A 21,026-nucleotide genomic window follows, 5' to 3' on the forward strand; every position below is an offset into this window, starting at 1 on the left:
GGAGCTATTGTGTTTTTAATTGAAAATGCGACTTTTACTATTCCTACTCGAACTTTACTCCATTCAATCTCTTTGCAATTCGAGCAAGGTAAAGTGTACGGTTTAATTGGACATAATGGCTCAGGTAAATCTACACTCATCAAATTATTGGCAAAACAAGAACAAGTATCGGCAGGTAAAATTCTATTTAATCAGCAAGAGCTTAGCCGATGGTCATCACGAGATTTTGCCAAACAAGTCGCTTATCTTCCTCAACATCTTCCGCAAGCTACCAATCTGCCCGCCAGAGAGCTTATCGCCATGGGGCGCTATGCGTGGAACGGCTTATTCGGTTCTAATAAACAAAAAGATCATGAAGCCATCGAGAGAGCTTTAGCCTTAACCCATACCGAACAGTTTGCCGAGCAGTTGGTGGATACGCTTTCTGGCGGTGAGCGTTCTCGCATTTGGCTGGCAATGTTATTGGCGCAACAAAGCAAATTCTTGTTGTTAGACGAACCGCTCGCCGCCTTGGACATCGCTCATCAAGTAGAAGTGATGGAATTGGTCAAAAAATTGGCACATGAGCTGAATTTAGGTGTGATTATTGTGATTCACGATATTAATTTGGCAGCACGTTATTGTGATCAGCTTGTGGCGTTGCATAGCGGCAAATTATTGGCGCAGGGGGATGCGTTTGAGATTGTAAACAGCCAGAAATTAAAACAAATTTACGGCATTGATCTGAATGTGATAAAACACCCTGAAACCAAACGACCGGTGAGTTTTTATTGATGAAACAACTTATTTTTTTACCACGGAACACACAGAAAAACACAGAAAATATTTATCGTATTTTCCGTGGGGTTCCGTGTAATTCTGTGGTTAAAACGCTACAAGCGGTCGTTTTTGTGCTTTTTTTTGCAATGTCTTTCGGGGTAAAGGCAAAATCTTTTGCGACCTTGGATTGGACGGTTGCCGAAACATTAATTGCGTTAGGTGAGAAACCGGTGGCGGTCGGTGATGTAAAAAGTTATCAGCAGTGGGTCAGTGAACCGGCGTTACCGCATGATACTTTAGATCTCGGCGTGCGAATGCAGCCGAATCCGGAACAGATTCTTGCCTTAAAACAGGGCGATCACGATTTGCATTTTATTAATAGCAGCTTTTACGCTCAAGCCTCCGCAACGCTCGAGCCGTTTTCGACTGTGACATTAGTCGATTTTTATACGGAAGGCAATGCTTGGCAAAATATTGTGAATGCCAGCCGTAAAGTAGCGTTGATTGCTGATAAACAAACGGAATTTGAGCAGCTCATGACCAACTATTGGCAAAAAATTGGTGAAATTCGACCGCTTGTTCAACCTTATTTGGAGCGCCCAATTGCCTTGGTACAGTTTATTGATACACGTCATTTACGCATTTATGCCGCAAACAGCCCGTTTGGTGCGGTGTTATCACAACTCGGCTTTCTCAATGCGTGGAACGGTTTGCAAAATGCGTGGGGCTTTGAGACGATTGATGTCACTCAGTTAGCCAAACTTGCGCCGAATAGCCGTTTAGTAGTGGTAAAACCGTATCCGGCGAACATCGGCTCCGCTTTGCGCTACAACACCTTATGGCAACGTTTAGCCATGGCGAAAGATCCGTTAATTTTACCGGCGGTTTGGACATTCGGCGGTATTCCTTCCGCCCAACGTTTTGCCGAAATGTTTGCTAACGGGTTATTGCATGGAGGCGAACAATGGTAAAAGCGAGCAAATTATTGTTCAGCGGATTAGCCGTGCTGTTTTTTGGACTGCTGCTGACCGTATTAATGCTACAACTGCCGGACGGAAGCGGGTTGGTTTCGTTATTTTTGCCAAGTGAAAATTTGGAACTATTGCTGATTCAAAGCTATAGCTTGCCTCGTATTGTAATGGCATTGTTGGCAGGCGGAATTTTAGGTTTAGCAAGCCTGTTATTACAACAAGTGATGGCGAATCCGTTAGCATCGGATAATACGCTTGGCATTAGTAGTGGCGCACAATTTGCTTTATTTTTAACTGCAATTTTTTTACCGGATTGGTTGGAATACGGCTCAAGTGCAGTGGCATTAATCGGTGCGGCACTTAGCCTGATTTTAGTGCTAAGTTTGGCAATGCGAAAAACAATGTCGCCGTTATTGCTGATTCTTGCCGGCTTAGTGGTAAATTTGTATTTCGGTTCGTTTTCCGCGTTGATGATGCTGTTTTATCCGGAAGAATCTCGAGGTTTGGCGCAATGGGGCGCCGGTTCTTTAGTGCAAGAGAGTTGGCGGGACTCGTTATTGCTGATTGCTCAAACCATACCGGCTTTATTATTGATCGGTTTATTGATTCGTCCGCTAACCATTTTGGTGTTAAATGATGCGAATGCGCAGAGCTTAGGTGTGCCGGTCGCAAAATTGCGGGTCATTGGCGTATTGATTGCGGCATTTTTAATTGCGGTTGTGGTGGCGAAAGTCGGTATGTTGGGTTTTATCGGCTTGGCTTCGGCAACCATCGTGCGCCAACTGCATATTCGCCGTTTTAGTCATCAACTATATGCTACTTTTGTGTTGGGGGCATTATTGTTGGCAAATACGGATTTGCTGTTACAGTTATTTGCCTTTTTTAGCGGTATGCATTTACCAACCGGTGCGGTGGTCGCTTTATTAGGTACACCATTGTTACTTTGGCTAATGTTTGGTGCTTTGCCGCATAGCGGACGTTTGCAAGAAGCGGATTCGCAAAAAATTCGCCAATTTAGACCGCTTGTACTTGGCTTGATTTTAGCCGGTTTAGTTTTGGCGATTTGCTTATCGTTATTTGTCGGTAAAGAGATTAGTGGCTGGCAGTGGACACAACAATGCGAGTTAATAGCATTGCGTTTGCCTCGCTTAATGACGGCAATTGCGGTCGGGATTTTATTGTCGGTTGCCGGTGTGATTTTACAGCGTTTAACACTAAATCCAATGGCAAGCCCCGAGTTATTAGGGGTATCTTCCGGCACTTCGATGGGGGTCTTAGCCGCTTTATTTCTGTTTGGTGTACAGCAAACCGAATGGTTTTGGCTGGCAGGGATTCTCGGCGCTTGTGTTGCATTATTGGTATTAACTGCAATCAATCAGCGTAGCGGTATGTTGCCGGAAAAAGTATTACTGACCGGTATTAGCTTATCGGCATTGTTTGATACCTTACAGCGTTTAGCGATTGCCAGCGGTAATCCTCGAGCGAATCAGTTGATTGCGTGGACATCTGGTTCAACTCAAAACGTGAGCAATGAATTGGCTATCGGCTTGCTAGCGGTCAGTTTTATGTTACTTTTTGCAAGTTTGATTTTTAGCCGTTGGCTCGCTTTACTGGCGTTACAAGCCCCCATGGCACAATCACTCGGTTTAAATCTTAAACAAGTTCGCTGGTGCTTAATTTTATTTAGTGCGTTATTAACTGCACTAGCAACCTTGGTTATCGGGCCATTAAGCTTTATCGGTTTACTGGTGCCGCAAATGGTGCGTTTTTTAGGGGTAAAAAAAGTTCCGCAACAGATTTTGATTTCAGCCTGTTTGGGTGGATTAATTATGTCACTTGCCGATTGGTTCGGCAGGCAGTTACTATTTCCGTATGAAATTCCAGCAGGGTTAGTTGCTACATTAGTCGGTGGAACTTATTTTTTATTAATGCTAAGAAGGGTTTAACCTTCATAAAAATTCTTAATAACATTTTAGGGTGAATAAAATGAAAAAAACGTTTTTCTATTCGACAGTTGCTTCGGCAGTTGCCTTAGCAATCTCACCGGCAATCGCACAAGAAACCGCAGTATTGGATGAGGTGTCGGTGGTTTCTTCCGGTTCAATGTACAAAATGGGCGAAGTGCCGGTACATCAAGCTAAATCAGCGGTCGCAATCAGCCGTGAAGATTTGGATAAACAAGATGTGAAAAAAGCGGACGAAATCGGGCGTTATCAGGCTGGTTTTGCTAACCAAGTATTTGGCAACGATACCAATACCAATTGGTTCCGAGTTCGTGGTACGGAAGTGTCGCAAGCTGTGGACGGCTTACCGACTTTTAGCTACGGCTTTTTTACACCTTACGTGGAAACGTTCGGTTTAGAAGCGGTAGAGGTGACTAAAGGCGCAGATTCAATGACGTTTGGTGCGGCAAATTCAGGCGGTTTAATTAACTATGTCACTAAGCGTGCGCACCGAGATCAAATCGGTCGTGGTGAATTTAAAACGAATTTCGGCAGCAATAATTTGTATGGCTTCGGTGCGGATTACACCGGCAAAATTACCGATGATGAAAATGTTCGCTATCGTGTCGTGGCTTCATTAAACCATGCGGATGGGGAATGGAAAGATACCGATAATAAAACGGTTTATATTGCGCCAAGTCTTGAATGGGATATTTCGGATCGTACTCGTTTAAGTATTTTAACTAGTTATCAAAAGGATAGCGGTACACCAAGTTCTAATTTCTATCCGCAAGAAGGGACGTTACGCGCATTGCCGGACGGTTCATACTATAGTCGAAACGTAAACTTTGGTGATCCTGTAAATGATCATGAAGAGAATAAACAATACGGTATCGGTTATGAATTAAATCATGATTTTGGCAATGGCTTGCGCGCAAACTCAAGCTATCGCTACAGCCATGTAGAAAATAATCACCGAGGCGGTTACATTTATCCGTCAGCGTATGCGGCGGATTGGTCGGCAATTGCACCAAGTGCAAATGGCTATAATGTATCGGGTCAAACCGTATTTAATCAGGGTAAAGCGATTTCACACTCAACGGATAACCGTATTAGTTGGGATTTCAAAAACGATTGGTTAAAAAATACGGTGGTAGTCGGTACGGATTATCGCCACAACAAAGTGGATGCTCAATATAGCCTATATGCGTTAGGTTATACGGCAAATTTACGTAATTATCGTGCAACCTGGAACCAAACAGGAACACCGGTTGGTACGGATACGCATATTAAATCTCGTCAGCTAGGTTTCTATTTACAAAATCAGGCTCGTATTGCGGATAAATATATCTTAGGTTTTGGCATTCGTCATGATCGTGCGCGTCAAAACGAATATACCTCTGATAAAACGGTTAAAAACAATCATACTTCATACTCCGGCTCATTAATGTATGAAGGCGCATACGGTTTAAATCCATACTTTAGTTATAGCGAATCGTTCCGCCTACCGGTCGGTTTAAGTGGTAATCAGTCGCTGTATGATCCGAATATCACTCGCCAATATGAGCTCGGGGTGAAATATCTGCCGACTTGGTTAGATGGGGTGATTACGCTTGCCGGATTCCGTGCGAAAGATACTGGTGCATTAGTGAATAATGGCACAGGTGCAACGATCAGCAGTGCCGATCCAATTTATCGCAAGGGCTTTGAGCTTCAAGCGGATGTGAACTTGACTGAAAATTGGAATGCAACCGTAGCTTACACTTATACGAAAGCGGAAAGTAAAGCGGCAACCGGTGAGAAAACTCGTCAGTCTCTGATTCCGACCAATACTTTAGCGGCTCGTACCGCTTATAACTTTACTGATGGCGTATTAAACGGCTTAATGGTAGGAGCGGGTGTACGTTATTTAGGGCATAGCGTAACTTCAAAAGGCTCGCTCTATTCACACGCTCGTGTGCCGAGTGCAACGGTGGTGGATTTAATGGCTCGTTATAATATCAATCAAAACTGGTCGGCACAGCTTAATGTGGATAACCTAGGCAATCGTAAGTATGTCGCTGCTTGTGACTACTACTGCTACTATGGTGCGGAACGTAAAGTAAATGCCACAGTAAGTTACAAATTCTAATTTGCAAAACCTATCAAAAGGGCTGATAATTTCAGCTCTTTTTTATCATAATCATAAGGAAACAATATGCAATTTAAAGACTATTTAGCAACCTTCTCAACGGTTGATCATCTTGCCGGTTTAAATGTGTGTAACGCACAAGGGAAGGTGATTCATCATATTCCAGCAGTGGAAGGTAAATTGGGTTCACTTAAACTGTACAATGCATTGGCGTCAAAATTTGACGGGAAATTAACCGCTTCAGCGGCACAACAAGGTATTGAATGGTTTGCCGAACAGGTGGAAGACGCAAAACAAAATGCCGGTAAACACCCGAATATCGACTTATTATTTAAAGTCATTAACGAAGATTTAGCATTAACGCTTGAGCCTGTCGCTAAGTAATTATCGTGAAGTAATTCACAAACAACAAGCGGTCGGAATTTGCAAAAAATTTGCAGAATCCGACCGCTTGCTTTTAGGGAAAGCTGAGTATTATTTAGTTAATAAATCCAATGCTTCTTGGTATTTTGCCACGGTTTTTTCAATCACGTCCGCCGGTACTTTCGGTGCCGGAGCTTGCTTATTCCAACCGCTGTTTTCCAGCCAATCACGCACAAATTGTTTGTCGAATGACGGCGGATTTGTACCTTCTTGATAAGTCTCTACCGACCAAAAACGGCTTGAATCAGGTGTTAAAACCTCGTCCATTAACGTTAGTGTACCATTCTCATCTAAACCGAATTCAAATTTGGTATCGCAGATAATCATGCCTTTAGTAAGCGCATATTCTGCAGCTTCGGTATAAAGCGCAATTGCCGCATCACGTACTTTTGCTGCTAATTCCGCACCGATTTGGCGTTCGCATTCTTCGTATGAGATGTTAATATCATGATCGCCTACTTCTGCTTTGCTTGACGGCGTGAAAATTGGTTGTGGCAATTTGCTTGCTTCTACCAAACCTGCCGGTAATTTTAAGCCGCAAATCGTGCCGGTTTGATTATAGTCTTTTAAACCCGAACCGGTTAAATAACCACGTACGATCGATTCGATTTTTACCGGTGTTAAGCGTTTACAAACTACGGCACGGTGCTGAATAGCTTCCGCTTCTTCTTTCGGTAAAACATCAAAAACGGAATCGCCAGTGAAATGATTCGGCATAATGTGAGCTAATTTTTGGAACCAGAAATTAGAAATTTGGGTAAGGATTTCGCCTTTACGAGGAATCGGATCATCTAAGATCACATCAAATGCGGATAAACGGTCGGTGGCGACCATCAACATACGTTTATCATCAATTTCATAAAGATCACGTACTTTTCCCGAATAGATTTTTTTTAAGCTAATTTGCATGGTTAAAAATTCCTTTAGAACAAAAAATTAAGCGAATTATACTCTTTTACGCAAACGATTGCGAATTTATTCTAAAAGAAGAAATTTTTATCAAAAAACAGCTTGCAATCTATAAATTTTGAGCGTATTCTAAAAAGCAATTCAACAAATTTATATTGGGAAACTTATTATGAACTTTATCCGTACTCATCATCACCATCATTCAACCTGATATCTTTCGGGCATTTGAGTGTGGTCGGAAGATAGCAAAGCTTCCGAGTACGTATAAATCGCAACCGCATATCGTAGCTAAATACATAACCTCTCGGAAGGCAACTTTCGAGAGGTTTTTTATATCCGAAATTTAAACACAACATGGGGAAAGACAAAATGACAACCACAAATCGCTTACGTATCGCCTTGCAAAAGAAAGGGCGTTTAAGCAAAGATTGCAACGAATTACTCAAACAATGCGGGGTAAAAATTAACTGGAACGAACAGCGCTTAATCGCTTATGCGGAAAATATGCCGATTGAAATTTTACGTGTGCGTGATGACGATATCCCAGGCTTGGTTTTTGAAGGCGTAGTGGATCTCGGCGTGATTGGTGAAAATGTATTGGAAGAAGAGGAACTAGGCCGTCTTGCCGCCGGCGAAAAAGTCGAATATAAAAAATTACGCACCTTGGATTTTGGCGGCTGCCGTTTGTCGCTGGCGATTGATTGTGACCGCACTTATAACGGTGTGCAGGATTTTGTTAATTCACGTATTGCCACCAGCTATCCGAACTTACTAAAACGCTATATGAACGAAAAGGGCGTTGCATTTAAAAGCACCTTACTTAACGGCTCTGTCGAAGTTGCCCCTTCCGCCGGTTTAGCCGATGCGATTTGCGATTTGGTTTCATCCGGCGCAACATTAGAGGCTAATGGCTTAAAAGAAGTGGAAGTGATTTATCAATCCAAAGCCTGCCTGATTCAACGTGCTGGACCGCTTTCAGCCGAAAAACAAGCGTTAGCCGATCGGCTACTCACCCGAATTCAAGGCGTACAACAAGCAGCGGAAAGTAAATACATTATGCTGCACGCCCCAAAAGATAAACTCAAAGAAATCACCGCACTTTTACCAGGAGTGGAGAACCCAACCATTCTCCCGCTCGCTAATGATTCAGCCCGTGTCGCAATGCACGTCGTCAGCCAAGAAAACCTATTCTGGGAAACCATGGAACAACTCAAAGCAATGGGCGCAAGTTCAGTGCTTGTGCTACCGATTGAGAAGATGTTGGCTTAAAAATCTTCCCTCTTTCGTAAAGAGGAGCTGGGGGAGATTTAAAAACGAAAATGGAGAACAATATGCAAACCCTAATTTGGAAAAACCTAACCGAACAACAACGCAAAGCGGCGCTGACTCGCCCTGCGATTAACTCTTCGCTCAATATTCAACAAGCGGTCGATTCTATTCGTGAAAATGTATTGGCAAATGGCGACAAGGCATTATTTGAGCTGTCGGAAAAATTCGATAAAGTCAAATTGTTTAGCCTTGTTGTTTCAAAAGCACAGATCCAAGCGGCAAGTGATCGTTTATCAGATGAGTTAAAACAGGCGATCCAAAATGCCAAAGCGAATATTGAAAAATTTCACACTGCTCAAATTCTGCAACCTGTGGACATCGAAACTCAATCGGGGGTGCGTTGCCAAGTGGTAACACGCCCGATCAACCGTGTCGGCTTGTACATTCCGGGCGGTTCTGCACCGCTGTTCTCAACCGTGTTAATGCTCGCCATTCCCGCCAAAATTGCGGGCTGTAAAAAAGTGGTACTTTGTTCACCACCACCGATTGCCGATGCGATTTTATATGCGGCGAATTTATGTGGTGTGGAAACCATTTACCAAGTGGGCGGTGCGCAGGCGATTGTAGCAATGGCGTTCGGTACGCAGACGGTCGCCAAAGTCGATAAAATTTTCGGGCCGGGCAACGCCTTTGTTACCGAGGCGAAACGCCAAGTGTCGCAGTCGGTCAATGGGGCGGCGATGGATATGCAGGCAGGGCCGTCCGAAGTGCTGGTGTTGGCGGACGAATTTGCCGATCCTGATTTTGTGGCAAGCGATTTACTCTCGCAAGCCGAACACGGGGCGGACAGCCAAGTAATTTTGGTTACGCCAAGCCAAGCCCTCGCCCAAGCGGTCGAACAGGCAATCGAACGTCAGCTTGCAAAATTACCGAGAAAAGAGACCGCTTGCAAAGCGTTGGAACACAGCCGAATTTTCATCGCCGAAAGCCTTGCACAAGCGGTCGAAATCAGCAACGAATATGCACCCGAACATTTGGTGGTGCAGGTCGAAAACGCTCGTGCATTACTCGATAAGCTTGACAACGCGGGCTCAATTTTCTTGGGGGCGTACAGCCCTGAAAGTATGGGCGACTATGCCAGTGGCACCAACCACGTTCTGCCGACCTACGGCTACACTCGCACTACGTCAAGTCTTGGTTTAGCCGATTTCAGCAAGCGAATGACCGTGCAAGAACTCACCCCGCAAGGCTTTCAAGATCTCGCCCCAACCGTGATCGCTATGGCAGAGGCGGAACAGTTAGAGGCACACAAACAGGCGGTGGCGGTGCGGTTGGCAAAAATACCTCAAAATCAACCATAAATTTAAGGAAACAAAATGCGAAAATTTATCTATATATTGATTGTAATTTTACTCTTAGTGCTATTTATCAAACCTACTATCCAAGAATTTTTTGCCAAAGATGATTGCTTGGATAGAGGTGGCAGTTATAACGCTCAAAGTCAAATTTGCGAAGGGGCAAGATCGCCCAATTAACCAGCTCAAATAAGGAAAAATATGCAAATCACAAAACTCTCTCGGAAAAATATCCAAGCCCTCACCCCTTATCAATCGGCGCGCCGTTTGGGGGGCAAGGGCGATGTGTGGCTGAACGCCAACGAATACCCGACTTCGCCCGATTTTGATCTCTCGGCTCGCCAATTTAACCGCTATCCAGAGGCTCAACCCACTGCCGTGATCAATGGCTATGCCCAATATGCTGGCGTAAAGCCCGAAAATGTGCTGGTTAGCCGTGGCGGTGATGAGAGCATTGAGCTGATTATCCGTGCTTTTTGCGAGGCGAATGATAGCGTGCTGTATTGTCCGCCGACCTACGGAATGTATGGCGTGAGTGCCGAAACTTGTGGCGTGGCGGTGAAAACCGTTCCTTTGACGGCGGATTTTCAGCTCAATTTGCCCGAAATCGCTCACCATCTGGACGGCGTGAAAGTGGTGTTTGTGTGCAGCCCGAACAACCCGACTGGGGGGCTAATCAAGCGGTCGGATTTGCTCGAACTTTTGCAAATGACGGCAGGGCGTGCGATTGTGGTGGTGGACGAGGCGTACATCGACTTCTGCCCAACTGCGACAATGGCGAATGAGCTGGCGAATTTTCCGCATTTGGCGATTATCCGCACCCTATCCAAAGCCTTTGCCCTAGCAGGCTTGCGGTGCGGTTTCACCCTTGCTAATCCTGAGCTGATCGGCGTGTTGCAAAAAGTGATCGCCCCTTATCCGTTGCCTGTGCCTGTGTCGGATATTGCCGCCCAAGCCTTAACCGAGCAGGGTTTAGCAGAGATGAAACAACGTGTGGCAAATGTGCTAGAAAACCGTATGTGGCTAATCGAACAGCTTAAAACCATTCCAAGTGTGGTGGAAATCTTTGACGCTGAAGCCAACTATGTTCTTGTCAAGTTCCAAGACGGACAAAAAGTGTTTAAAGCATTGTGGGAAAAAGGCATTATTTTGCGAGACCAACACAAAGCATTGGGATTGCAGAATTGTATTCGGATTAGTATTGGTACAAGATATGAGCTAGAGAAAGTAGTCGAAGGGATTAGAAATGCCTAGCACGAGCCGTGCTAGGCTAAATAAGCACAGCCACTCTGCGGCTGATAATAAAAATAAATAGAGCTACAAAGTAGCTCAGATTATCGAACCACACACGGCTCGTGTGTGGACACTTATATAGAAAAAGGAGAAATATGAGCTATACCAAACTTTTTTATCATATTGTTTTTCGTACCTTACAAAGTATTCCGGCAATTAACGAAGAAAATGAGAAAGAGTTGTACCAATATATTTGGGCATTTTGTCAGCAACAAAAATGCACTTTACATCGCATAAATGGAATGCCTGATCATTTAAGCCCAGCTCCTTTGGAGCTGATAAGATAGAAAAATAGAGCCGCAGTGGCTCAGATTAAGTAGCTCCATACGGCTCGTATGGGGTATAACAGGAGCAAACATGACACAACCAACCCTTTTTATCGACCGAGACGGCACGCTCATTGACGAGCCCAAAACCGATTTTCAAATTGATAGTTTAGAAAAATTACAATTTGAGCCGAATGTGATTCCTGCATTATTAAAATTAAAACCCTATTACCGTTTTGTGATGGTCAGCAATCAAGACGCCTTAGGCACGCCTAAATTTCCGCAAGAAAATTTTGATAAACCGCACAATGCGATGATGAAATTATTTAATTCACAAGGTATTTATTTTGATGAAGTGTTAATTTGTCCGCACGCCCCAGAGGATAATTGTGAATGTCGTAAACCTAAAACCAAATTATTAAAAAAATATATCGAACAAAATTTATTTGATCCTAAAACCAGTTTTGTTATTGGCGACCGTGAAACCGATTTAAAACTGGCCGAAAATTTAGAGATTCAAGGTTTACAATATCACCCAGAAAAATTAAATTGGGATCTAATTGTGGAAAAATTATTGCCAAAAACGACCGCTTGTGAACGCCAACCTCGCTATGCGGAAGTGGTTCGCACCACCAAAGAAACCGACATCAAAGTGCAGGTGTGGCTCGATGAGACTGGCGTGAGCGAAATCAGCACCGGCGTGGGCTTTTTCGACCATATGCTCGACCAAATCGCCACCCACGGCGGTTTTAGAATGAATGTGCAATGCAAAGGCGACTTGTGGATTGACGAACACCACACCGTTGAAGACACTGCCCTTGCCCTTGGCACTGCGTTAAAACAAGCCATCGGCGACAAACGAGGTATCGCCCGTTTTGGTTTCATGTTACCAATGGACGAATGCCAAGCCCAATGTGCAATGGATTTATCCGGCAGACCGTTTATTAAATTCAAAGCAGATTTCAAGCGTGAAAAAGTGGGTGATTTCAGCACCGAATTGACGGAGCATTTCTTCCAATCCATCGCTTTCACCATGCTCGCCACCTTGCACATCAAGGCCAAAGGCGACAATGATCATCACAAAATCGAAAGCCTGTTTAAAGTGTTCGGCAGAACCTTACGACAAGCGATTCGAATTGAAGGGAATGAATTGCCGAGTTCGAAGGGAGTGTTGTGATTTTCGGCAAAATGTCAATAATATGAACGGTAGGGACACACTGCGTGTGTCCGTCGTGAAAACGGAGCGTGATTTAAAATGGACGCACGCAGTGCGTCCCTACAATTACGTTGAAAAAGTGTGGTTGGGTTTTGCAAAGTTTTTTTTGGGGAATTTGACTGTTTGTAAGTTATAAAGGACATATAATTATTATGGTTTCAGAAGATGTATTAAATCGTATAGTAATAGCTTTACGCGAATATAGAGAAACAGCAGAAAAAGACCACAAAAATTTTAAGAGATGGGAATTTTGTTTGTCTACATTAGCAAAAATGGAAAGAGAGTTTTCTGAGTTGAAAAAAATAACTCCATATAGTGTATTAATGCAAGGGGAAGAATTAGATAAATATCTAAATGATAGACCTATATCAGACGAACTATATTTGATATGTGCTTGGTTTGTTAGAGAAATGCATCTTTATTCGAAAAGAAATAATATAGAAAGAATTGATTTGGAAAATCTTTGGTATGATTTTAGGACTAATAAAGATGAATTAAACTCTGCTGAAAATCAATTTAGAAAAGATTACATTATTAGAGGGTTAGATATTGATATATTAAACTTTAATTTAAAATACAGGGATTATGAAGAGTTTGAAAATTATAAGAAACATAAAAATGATGCCATCAAAGAAATAAAAAAACTTAAAGAAGAGATAGCACTTGAGCGAGTAGATACATCCAATTTTTTAAATGAAGCAGAAGATAAAACTGAAATATTAGCTAAAAAACTTGATGAGCAAAAAACAGCATTTAATTTTGTTGGTTTATCTAAGGGTTTTGAAAATTTACTTTCTCAAAAACGATGGAGTAAATGGACTTCGTTTGGGATTATGTCTGTATTTTGTGTTCTTTTGGTTGCATTACCAATAGTTATTATTGGTGGAAGATTTTTTAATTGGTTTGCAGAATATAATATTGAATGGAGCAAGATTGGTTGGGAACAAATGTTACCAATCTTAGGTTTAGAGCTTGTGTTTATTTATTTTTTCAGAGTTGCCTTGCATTATAATTCAATCCAAACCCAAATAATGCAACTTGAATTGCGACAATCTCTTTGCCAATTTATTCAAAGTTATGCAGATTATGCAAAAGAAATAAAAGAAAAAGATGGTGCTTCATTAGAAAAATTTGAGAATTTGATTTTCAGTAGCATTCTTTCTGATTCAGAAAAAGTCCCTAGTACATTTGATGGTTTAGAACAATTATCTAATTTGATAAAAGAATTTAAAAAATAAAATAGCAGGAAACTAAATGCCAAACCTCACCATCATCAACACAGGCTGTGCAAACCTGTCATCTGTAAAATTTGCATTCGACCGCTTGGGGATTCAGGCGGAGATTAGTCGTGATTTAGACAAAATCAAATCGGCGGATAAGTTGCTGTTGCCCGGTGTGGGGACGGCTGTGGCGGCGATGAAGATTTTGCAAGATCGTGATTTGATTGAAACAATCCGTAACGCTACTCAGCCAATGCTTGGTATTTGTTTGGGTATGCAGTTAATGACTGAATTTTCTGCCGAAGGTAATGTGGGAACGCTTGGGTTTATGAGTGGCAAAACCGAGTTAATCCCCAATACAGGTTTGCCGTTGCCACATATGGGCTGGAACAAGGTTCAGTATCAAGCCGACCACCCGTTATTTCACGGCATTGAGCAAAACAGCCATTTCTATTTTGTACATAGCTATGCGGTGTTGCCGAATGAAAATACCATTGCCACCGCTGATTATGGTGTTCCTTTCTCGGCTGCGATTGCGAGCAAAAACTTCTACGGCGTGCAGTTCCACCCTGAAAGATCAGGCAAAAATGGCGCACAGTTGCTGAAGAATTTTGTGGAGAATATCTAACCCCCATACGAGCCGTATGGGGCTACATAATCCGAGCCACGCTGTGGCTCTTTGATACAGCCGCAGAGCGGCTGAGTTTATTCAGCCTAGCACGGCTCGTGCTAGGTACAGGAACACAATATGCAAAAAAAATCAATCATCATCCCCGCCCTCGATTTAATCGACGGCAATGTCGTTCGCCTACATCAAGGGGACTATGCGAAACAAACCACCTATTCCGACAATCCGATTGAGCAATTCGCTAGCTACCTTTCACAAGGGGCGAAGCAGTTGCATTTGGTTGATTTAACAGGGGCGAAAGATCCTGCCAAACGACAAACCGCGTTAATCGCTCAAATCATCGAAAACACCCACTGCCCTATTCAAGTGGGGGGCGGTATCCGTCGCGAGCAAGATGTGGCGGATTTACTCTCCGCAGGGGCAAATCGTGTGGTGGTAGGCTCTACCGCCGTCAAAGATTCGGCAATGGTCAAGGGCTGGTTTGAAAAATATGGGGCGGAAAAATTCGTGCTGGCGTTGGACGTAAACATTGACGCAAGCGGTCAAAAAATCATTGCGATTAGCGGTTGGCAAGAAGCAAGTGGCGTATCGCTGGAAGAGCTGATCGAAGATTATCAAGCAGTCGGATTACAGCACGTTTTATGTACCGATATTTCCCGAGATGGCACGCTGGCTGGCTCGAACGTGGATCTTTACCGTGAAATCTGTGCCAAATACCCTGAGATCCAATTCCAATCATCAGGCGGAATTGGCTCGCTTGACGATATTAAGGCGTTAAAAGGCACAGGTGTGTCGGGCGTGATCGTAGGGCGTGCGTTGTTAGAAGGCAAATTTAATGTGGCGGAGGCAATCGAATGTTGGCAAAACGGATAATCCCTTGTTTGGACGTGCGTGATGGTCAGGTGGTCAAAGGCGTGCAGTTTCGCAACCACGAAATTATCGGCGATATCGTACCGCTTGCACAACGCTATGCGGACGAGGGGGCGGACGAGTTGGTGTTTTACGACATCACCGCCTCATCGGACGGTCGCACGGTCGATAAAAGCTGGGTGGCACGAGTGGCGGAAGTGATCGACATTCCGTTTTGCGTGGCTGGCGGAATCAAAACCCTTGAAGATGCGGAAAAATTGTTCGCTTTCGGGGCGGATAAAATCTCCATCAATTCCCCTGCGCTTGCCAACCCTGAGCTGATTACTCAACTGGCGGATCGTTTTGGCGTACAGGCGATTGTGGTCGGCATTGATAGCTGGTTTGAGGCAGAATCAGGCAAGTATTGGGTCAATCAATACACGGGCGATGAAAAACGCACCCGCCAAACCAACTGGCAACTGCTCGACTGGGTGCAAGAAGTACAACGCCGTGGGGCAGGCGAAATTGTGCTAAATATGATGAACCAAGACGGCGTACGCAACGGCTACGATTTGGTGCAACTCAAAAAAGTGCGTGAAGTGTGCCAAGTGCCACTCATAGCCTCTGGCGGTGCTGGCGAAATGGTGCATTTCCGAGATGCGTTTATTGAAGCAAATGTAGATGGTGCGTTGGCGGCGAGCGTGTTCCACAAGCGGATTATTGAGATTGGGGAGTTGAAGGCGTATCTTAACGCAGAAGGTGTTGAGATACGTCGTTAATACCTAGCACGAGCCGTGCTAGGTTCAATAATCCTCTAGCCGCTCTGCGGCTGTATATCTGAAAGAAAAAGAGCCACAGCGTGGCTCAGATTATGTAACCCTATACGGCTCGTATAGGGTAAGGAACAATATGCAAAACAAAATCAACTGGCAAAAAGTCGATCAATTACTTCCCGTCATTATCCAACACTTCCAAACCAGTGAAGTGTTAATGTTGGGCTATATGAACCAAGAGGCGTTAAACAAAACCTTAGCGGAGAAAGTGGTAACGTTCTATTCACGCACCAAACAACGCTTGTGGACAAAAGGCGAAACATCTGGGCATTTTTTAAATGTGGTGGATATGAGTTTAGATTGCGATAACGATACGTTATTGATTTTAGTAAATCCAATCGGGCCGACTTGCCATACGGGCGAGGGGAGTTGTTTCCATCAATTTGAAAGCCAATCTGAAGGTGATTGGACGTGGTTTTCGAAATTGGAACAGGTGCTTGCCAAGCGCAAATATGCGGATCCAGAAAGTTCTTATACCGCCAAACTCTACGCCAAAGGCGTGAAGAAAATCGCTCAGAAAGTCGGGGAAGAAGGCGTTGAAACCGCATTGGCGGCGGTGTCGCAAGATAAAGAAGAAGTGGTAAGCGAAGCGGCGGATTTAGCCTATCACTTAACCGTATTATTACATTCGATGAATCTCGAATGGGGCGATGTGATTGCCAAATTGAAGGAGCGTCATAAAGGCGTTGGACTTCATCCGGAAGGCTCAAATAAATAACACAAGCGGTTGGATTTTGTAAAAAATTTGCAAAATTTGACCGCTTGCGTATAATGCGCCCCTCAAAATTGGTTGCCGAGTTCCCTTACCTCGGCTTTTTTATTTTTAAAAAGGAACAATATGAACTTTCAAATTGATTTTTCAGACGCACAAAAGCGTCGTTCTCTGGTTTTACTTTCCCTTTTCCATATCTTTATTATCGCTATCAGTAACTATTTGGTACAGATTACTTTTGAGGTTAATATTCCGTTTACCGATATTGTGATTCCGACCACTTGGGGGACTTTCACTTTCCCGTTTGTGTTTTTGGCGACAGATTTAACCGTACGTGTATTTGGAGCAAGTCTCGCCCGCAAAATTATTTTCGTTGGAATGTTGCCGGCGTTGCTGATTAGTTATGTGATTTCGGTGCTATTTTTTGAGACGCAATTCCAAGGCTTTAATGCGTTAAGCGAATTTAATCTGTTTGTGTTCCGTATCGCTTTAGCCAGTTTCTGTGCTTATGTAGTCGGGCAGTTATTGGATATTGTGGTGTTTAACCGCTTACGTCAGGGCAAAACGTGGTGGCTTGCGCCGATGTGTTCGACCATTTTTGGCACTTTGATTGATACCTTTGCTTTCTTTGCGGTGGCATTTTATAAAAGCGATGATGCTTATATGGCGGAACATTGGTTCACCATCGGTACAGTGGACTATGCGTTTAAACTGTTTGTCAGCTTATTGCTGTTTTTACCGTTGTACGGTGTGTTACTCAATTATTTAGTCAAAAAGTTTAAACTGAAATAGTCGTTTGGGGATTATGCTGAAAAAAGGTATAATCCCCTTACTTTTTTCTGCGTATTTGCAAGAAAATTGAGAAATTTAACCGCTTGAATTAAGAAGAGAGAACAGCATGAGCAAGATTCCATTAAGAACCGAAGAAGAGATTGAGAAATTACGTGTCGCTTGTAAATTAGCCTCTGATGTATTGGTAATGATTGAGCCGTATGTGAAAGAAGGCGTAAGCACCGCAGAATTAGACCGTATTTGCCATGAATATATTGTGAACGAACAGCAGGCGATTCCGGCGTGTTTAAACTATCACGGCTTCCCAAATGCGACTTGTATTTCATTAAACGAAGTGGTGTGTCACGGTATTCCGAGTGCGGATCGCAAATTGAAAAAAGGCGATATTTTAAATATTGACGTGACGGTGATTAAAGACGGCTACTACGGCGATAACTCAAAAATGTATGTGGTTGGCGAGCCGAGCATTCGTGATAAGCGTTTGATTGATGTCACGTTAGAATCGCTGTATATCGGTTTACGTACGGTAAAACCGGGCATTCGTTTAAAAGAAATCGGTAAAACTATTCAGCAATATGTAGAAAAACAAGGTTTCTCGGTGGTGCGTGAATACTGTGGCCACGGTATCGGTACCGAATTCCATTGCGATCCGCAAGTACTTCACTATAACTCGGATGACGGTGGTGTAGTGTTACAAGAAGGAATGGTGTTTACCATTGAGCCGATGGTGAATGCGGGTAAAAAAGAAATCCGCAATATGCTAGACGGTTGGACGGTAAAAACTAAAGATCGCAGCCATTCAGCGCAGTTTGAACACCAAATTGTGGTGACCAAAGAAGGCTGTGAAGTAATGACGATTCGTGATGAAGAAATTGCCGAAGGCAGAATTTCTCGTATCATGAAAAACGTTTAATCGTGATAAATAAAAAAATCCGCTGTAGGTTTTCACTTGCGGCGGATTTTTTATTTAGTAATGGTTCATTAGAGTTTTTCAAGATTTGCCATTTTGGCAATCAACCATTTAATGCCATTACCGGTAAAAGCGATTTGTAAGCGAGTTGCTTCGCCGCTGCCTTCTACATTAACAATCGTACCTTGTCCAAATTTAGCATGTTGCACCTTTTGTCCCATTTTCCAGCTATTGTCTGCTAAACAAGAAGCGGTCGTTTTTGTTGAATTTTTTGCAGAAGGTGTGCTTTGGGCAAAACTTGCCGCACGGTTGATACTGCCTCTCAAACGCACTTCTCGAATATGCTGTTCGGGTAATTCGGCAATAAAACGAGAAGCGATATGACGCTCTTCTTTGCCGTATAAACGTCTGAGTTCGGCATAACTGATCGTTAATTTTTTCTTTGCTCGAGTAATGCCGACATAAGCCAAACGGCGTTCTTCTTGCAGCCTGCCTTCGTCAAAGCTCATTCCGCTCGGGAAAATACCTTCTTCCATACCCACCATAAATACACGGGGGAACTCTAAGCCTTTTGCCGAATGTAACGTCATTAGTTCGACATAATCTTGATGCGGAGAGGCTTGCGCTTCGCCAGCTTCTAATGAGGCGTGAGTTAAAAATGCGGTGAGATCCGACATTTCTTCCGCTTCGTCAGGCTTACTGAATTGTTTGGTGGCGGTGACTAGCTCTTCTAAGTTCTCAATGCGCACTTCGCCTTTTTCCCCTTTTTCTTGTTTATACATTTCGTATAAGCCGGATTTTTTAATTACAAAATCAGTTTGTTCAAACAGCGGCATTTGCTCGGTTTCTTGTTCGAGCGCATTAATCAATTCAACAAAACGCAGTAAGGCAGAAGCGGCTCTGCCAGAAAGTTGTTCTTCTTGCACTGCTACTTGAATCGCCTGCCATAAGGTAATTTGGCGATTACGGGTAATTTGACGAATCGTATCTAACGTACGTTCGCCAATTCCTCTTGGTGGCGTATTAATCACACGTTCAAATGCCGCATCATCTTGGCGATTAGCAATCAAACGTAAATATGCCAGTGCATCTTTGATTTCTTGGCGTTCGAAGAATCGCATACCGCCGTAAATACGGTATGGAATATTCGCTTGAATTAATGCTTCTTCAATCACACGAGATTGGCTGTTACTACGATATAATACCGCGCATTCGTTTAGGCAGCCTTCGTTTTCTTTCCATTGTTTAATTTGTGACGCAACAAAACGGGCTTCGTCCAATTCGTTGAAAGCACAATAAATTTCAACCGGATCACCATCACCTTGATCAGTCCATAAATTCTTACCTAAACGGTCTTCGTTATTGGAAATTAACTCATTGGCAGTGGCGAGAATATGACCGGTTGAACGGTAATTTTGCTCAAGACGAATGGTTTCCGCTTTTGAGTAGTCATTTAAGAAACGCTGAATATTTTCAACCTGCGCACCACGCCAGCCGTAAATCGATTGGTCGTCATCGCCGACAATCATTACGTTACCGGTTTCACCGGCAAGCAGACGGATTAAGTCATATTGAATATTGTTGGTATCTTGGAACTCATCAATCAATATCTGCTGAAAACGTTGTTGGTAGCGTTGCAAAATCGGCGGTTTGTCTCGGAAAAGTTCATAAGCGCGAATCAATAATTCGGCAAAATCTAGTAAGCCAGCACGATCGCAGGCATCTTGATACATTTGGTAGATCTGCACTAATTTCTTCTCGTTCGGATCGTTATGGTGATCAATATCTTTCGGACGCTTACCTTTATCTTTTTGCGCACTGATATACCACGCTACGTGTTTCGGCGGGAAATATTTTTCATCAATGTTGTGCAGCTTTAACAAACGTTTAAGTAAACGCTGCTGATCTTCGCTGTCCATAATTTGGAAATCTTGCGGCAGATTAGCGTCAAGGTAATGTGAGCGTAATAAACGGTTGGCAATGCTGTGGAACGTGCCGACCCACATCCCGAACAGACGGTGGTGACTGCTGGAAGAAAGGGTATGTTCGATACGATGACGCATTTCCGCCGCCGCTTTATTGGTAAAGGTAACCGCCAGGATATTCGATTCTGGTATGTTTTCTACGCCGATTAACCACGCAATACGATGTGTCAGCACTCGTGTTTTACCGGAGCCAGCACCTGCCAATACTAAATAATTGCCCAATGGCGCAACGACAGCCTCTCGCTGCTTATCATTTAAACCATCTAATAATAAAGAAAAATCCATTACCACCTCATCTTCAATTAATGTTTGTTTATACAGTTAATCTTATTATAGATCAAAGCGGTTAAATTTAGCGAAAGTTTTGCAAATAGTTTTAGCGTCACTGATTAGTATTACGGGAATTAACTATATGTTTGTTTTTAATGTTTAGCAGTAAAGGGCTATGTTCTAGCAAAAGTATTACATTTTTTATAGAATATAAAGTTAGGCTATTTTGTAGTCTTTGATGTATGTATTGTGATTATTAGGTAGGTTGGGCATTTTATGTTTTCTTAATCTA

The 21,026-nt window shown here is 43.2% G+C and carries 19 protein-coding genes, 1 pseudogene and 1 other annotated feature; of the genes and pseudogenes, 18 read left to right on the forward strand and 2 right to left on the reverse strand.

Annotated features, from left to right (window positions below):
• The first annotated feature begins 9 nt into the window (after window positions 1-9).
• The 5 genes from C228_RS0110665 to C228_RS0110685 all read left to right on the forward strand — a co-directional run bounded on the left by C228_RS0110665 (window position 10) and on the right by C228_RS0110685 (window position 6,188).
• Window positions 10-774, forward strand: a complete 765-nt coding sequence (locus tag C228_RS0110665; protein ID WP_018652607.1) for an ABC transporter ATP-binding protein — start codon at window positions 10-12, stop codon at window positions 772-774.
• Window positions 774-1,730 (forward strand): iron-siderophore ABC transporter substrate-binding protein, encoded by a 957-nt coding sequence (locus C228_RS0110670; protein ID WP_018652608.1) that lies wholly within the window; start codon window positions 774-776, stop codon window positions 1,728-1,730. Before C228_RS0110665 ends, C228_RS0110670 begins: the two co-directional genes overlap by 1 nt.
• On the forward strand, window positions 1,724-3,676 hold the full coding sequence (gene fhuB / locus C228_RS0110675; protein WP_018652609.1) for a Fe(3+)-hydroxamate ABC transporter permease FhuB: 1,953 nt from the start codon (window positions 1,724-1,726) through the stop codon (window positions 3,674-3,676). Before C228_RS0110670 ends, fhuB begins: the two co-directional genes overlap by 7 nt.
• A gap of 40 nt (window positions 3,677-3,716) precedes the next feature.
• Window positions 3,717-5,804, forward strand: coding sequence for a TonB-dependent siderophore receptor (locus tag C228_RS0110680; RefSeq protein WP_018652610.1), 2,088 nt, complete (start codon window positions 3,717-3,719; stop codon window positions 5,802-5,804).
• A 66-nt stretch (window positions 5,805-5,870) separates the two neighbouring features.
• The gene (locus C228_RS0110685; RefSeq protein ID WP_018652611.1) at window positions 5,871-6,188 is read left to right on the forward strand and encodes a DUF2322 family protein; all 318 of its coding nucleotides are present in this window, start codon (window positions 5,871-5,873) and stop codon (window positions 6,186-6,188) included.
• Between the two features lie 90 nt (window positions 6,189-6,278).
• On the opposite strand, the gene C228_RS0110690 is transcribed toward C228_RS0110685, so the two are convergent.
• Window positions 6,279-7,136, reverse strand: coding sequence for a phosphoribosylaminoimidazolesuccinocarboxamide synthase (locus tag C228_RS0110690; protein WP_018652612.1), 858 nt, complete (start codon window positions 7,134-7,136; stop codon window positions 6,279-6,281).
• Window positions 7,137-7,325: 189 nt separating this feature from the next.
• Window positions 7,326-7,470, forward strand: a sequence feature (His leader region).
• Between the two features lie 35 nt (window positions 7,471-7,505).
• Here C228_RS0110690 and hisG point away from each other — a divergent pair.
• The 13 genes and pseudogenes from hisG to map all read left to right on the forward strand — a co-directional run bounded on the left by hisG (window position 7,506) and on the right by map (window position 18,482).
• A complete protein-coding gene (gene hisG / locus C228_RS0110695; protein WP_018652613.1) occupies window positions 7,506-8,405 on the forward strand; it encodes an ATP phosphoribosyltransferase in 900 nt (299 codons plus the stop codon).
• Window positions 8,406-8,467: 62 nt separating this feature from the next.
• Window positions 8,468-9,766 (forward strand): histidinol dehydrogenase, encoded by a 1,299-nt coding sequence (hisD, locus tag C228_RS0110700; protein WP_018652614.1) that lies wholly within the window; start codon window positions 8,468-8,470, stop codon window positions 9,764-9,766.
• 15 nt (window positions 9,767-9,781) lie between these two features.
• Window positions 9,782-9,940: a hypothetical protein gene (locus C228_RS14490; protein ID WP_018652615.1), complete on the forward strand. Its 159-nt coding sequence runs from the start codon at window positions 9,782-9,784 to the stop codon at window positions 9,938-9,940.
• A 21-nt stretch (window positions 9,941-9,961) separates the two neighbouring features.
• Window positions 9,962-11,014, forward strand: a complete 1,053-nt coding sequence (gene hisC, locus C228_RS0110710; protein ID WP_018652616.1) for a histidinol-phosphate transaminase — start codon at window positions 9,962-9,964, stop codon at window positions 11,012-11,014.
• 134 nt (window positions 11,015-11,148) lie between these two features.
• Window positions 11,149-11,310 (forward strand): annotated as a pseudogene (locus C228_RS0110715) (transposase); the annotation flags it as partial.
• Window positions 11,311-11,410: 100 nt separating this feature from the next.
• On the forward strand, window positions 11,411-12,496 hold the full coding sequence (gene hisB / locus C228_RS0110720; protein ID WP_018652618.1) for a bifunctional histidinol-phosphatase/imidazoleglycerol-phosphate dehydratase HisB: 1,086 nt from the start codon (window positions 11,411-11,413) through the stop codon (window positions 12,494-12,496).
• A 191-nt stretch (window positions 12,497-12,687) separates the two neighbouring features.
• Window positions 12,688-13,773, forward strand: coding sequence for a hypothetical protein (locus C228_RS14890; protein ID WP_018652619.1), 1,086 nt, complete (start codon window positions 12,688-12,690; stop codon window positions 13,771-13,773).
• Window positions 13,774-13,789: 16 nt separating this feature from the next.
• Complete coding sequence (gene hisH / locus C228_RS0110730; RefSeq protein ID WP_018652620.1) at window positions 13,790-14,383, forward strand: imidazole glycerol phosphate synthase subunit HisH; 594 nt, start codon at window positions 13,790-13,792, stop codon at window positions 14,381-14,383.
• 120 nt (window positions 14,384-14,503) lie between these two features.
• Window positions 14,504-15,256: a 1-(5-phosphoribosyl)-5-[(5-phosphoribosylamino)methylideneamino]imidazole-4-carboxamide isomerase gene (hisA, locus tag C228_RS0110735; RefSeq protein WP_018652621.1), complete on the forward strand. Its 753-nt coding sequence runs from the start codon at window positions 14,504-14,506 to the stop codon at window positions 15,254-15,256.
• Window positions 15,238-16,011 carry an imidazole glycerol phosphate synthase subunit HisF gene (hisF, locus tag C228_RS0110740; protein ID WP_018652622.1) on the forward strand — a complete coding sequence of 258 codons (774 nt, stop codon included), beginning with the start codon at window positions 15,238-15,240 and terminating at the stop codon, window positions 16,009-16,011. The genes hisA and hisF overlap by 19 nt, the downstream gene beginning before the upstream one ends.
• 130 nt (window positions 16,012-16,141) lie before the next feature.
• Window positions 16,142-16,783, forward strand: a complete 642-nt coding sequence (hisIE, locus tag C228_RS0110745; protein WP_018652623.1) for a bifunctional phosphoribosyl-AMP cyclohydrolase/phosphoribosyl-ATP diphosphatase HisIE — start codon at window positions 16,142-16,144, stop codon at window positions 16,781-16,783.
• A 120-nt stretch (window positions 16,784-16,903) separates the two neighbouring features.
• The gene (locus C228_RS0110750) at window positions 16,904-17,569 is read left to right on the forward strand and encodes a 7-cyano-7-deazaguanine/7-aminomethyl-7-deazaguanine transporter (RefSeq protein WP_018652624.1); all 666 of its coding nucleotides are present in this window, start codon (window positions 16,904-16,906) and stop codon (window positions 17,567-17,569) included.
• A gap of 106 nt (window positions 17,570-17,675) precedes the next feature.
• Window positions 17,676-18,482, forward strand: coding sequence for a type I methionyl aminopeptidase (map, locus tag C228_RS0110755; protein WP_018652625.1), 807 nt, complete (start codon window positions 17,676-17,678; stop codon window positions 18,480-18,482).
• A gap of 68 nt (window positions 18,483-18,550) precedes the next feature.
• Here map and uvrD read toward each other — a convergent pair whose 3' ends face one another.
• Window positions 18,551-20,749 (reverse strand): DNA helicase II, encoded by a 2,199-nt coding sequence (gene uvrD, locus C228_RS0110760; protein WP_018652626.1) that lies wholly within the window; start codon window positions 20,747-20,749, stop codon window positions 18,551-18,553.
• Window positions 20,750-21,026: the final 277 nt, after the last annotated feature.

The sequence above is a fragment of the Actinobacillus capsulatus DSM 19761 genome (assembly GCF_000374285.1).
In the GTDB taxonomy this organism is placed as follows: domain Bacteria; phylum Pseudomonadota; class Gammaproteobacteria; order Enterobacterales; family Pasteurellaceae; genus Actinobacillus; species Actinobacillus capsulatus.